A 1,124-nucleotide genomic window follows, 5' to 3' on the forward strand; every position below is an offset into this window, starting at 1 on the left:
ATTAAGAGATATTTTGTACAGCAGTATTTTTACAATGTTTTTTGGTACTGTAATTCTGGTGACAGTTTACGAAATCTTGCCTTTGGCTATTCAAGTGTTATTCAATTTAACCAGTGTAAAAGTCAGTCTTTTTGCTAGTCGCTTTTTAGGTCCTACCTTATTGATTAATTTATTGTTATTTGTTCTCTTTATCTTTCCCTTCAAACGATTATTTGGCACCAAATAATCCTTTGAAGGTTTTTTGTTTTTAAAATTTCGGCGAACAACAATCATAGCGCTTTTTATGCTGCAAGGTGCAAAGGGAGATTTTGATAATTGAAACAAAGCTGTAACATTTTCCTTACAAGGCTGTCATGTGGGTATGGTACAATTTTGTTTGTTAAGAAAAAGATAAGAGTTTAAAAATCTCTTTAGCAACTATTCATAAACTAAAGCCAGTCGGAGGAAGATAAAGTGAAGAAACGTGGATTATCAGCACTGTTGGTATGTTCATTGTTACTAACTGCAGTTGCGACACCAGTAGTAGCAGCAGCGGACGAAATCGACACGAAGATTGAACAACAAGATAAGAAAATTTCTAGCTTGAAAGGTCAACAAGCAGACGCCCAAGAAAAAATTGATGCATTGCAAAGCGATGTAGACTCTATTGCTGCGAAAGCTGAAAAGCTTGTTAATGAGTCTGCTAAATTGGGTGAACAACAAACAAAATTACAAAGTGAAATTGAAAGTCTAGAAAAACGGATTGCCAAACGGGAAGAAAAAATTCAAAATCAAGCCCGGGACGTACAAGTCAATGGCAAAAACACTTCGGTATTGACTGCCGTTTTAGATGCGGATTCAGTATCCGATGCTATCGGAAAAGTTCAAGCGATGACGACAATCGTCAATGCCAACAACGAACTTGTGATTCAACAAAAAGCTGACAAACAAGCAGTTGAAGACAAGAACGCTGAAATCAAAGAAAAACAAAAACAAGTTCAAGCCAACCAAGTAGAACTTGAAACCCAAAAAGGCGATTTGATTGCGAAACAAGCTGATTTGAACGTGATGAAAGCTGACCTTGCTTTGGAACAAAATGATGCAGAAGGCGAAAAAGCAAACTTGCAACAAGCAAAAGCTGAAGC

At 36.7% G+C, this 1,124-nt stretch carries 2 protein-coding genes; both read left to right on the forward strand.

The features are described from left to right. On the forward strand, window positions 1–226 hold a 226-nt coding region (gene mreD, locus AB5754_RS12635; protein ID WP_368259636.1), incomplete at its 5' end, for a rod shape-determining protein MreD. Window positions 227–453: 227 nt separating this feature from the next. Further along, window positions 454–1,124, forward strand: a 671-nt coding sequence (locus AB5754_RS12640; protein WP_368259637.1) for a coiled-coil domain-containing protein, incomplete at its 3' end; no start/stop codon positions are given.

Source organism: Enterococcus sp. 2201sp1_2201st1_C11_2201SCRN_220225 (assembly GCF_040925905.1).
GTDB classification, from domain to species: domain Bacteria; phylum Bacillota; class Bacilli; order Lactobacillales; family Enterococcaceae; genus Enterococcus_C; species Enterococcus_C asini_A.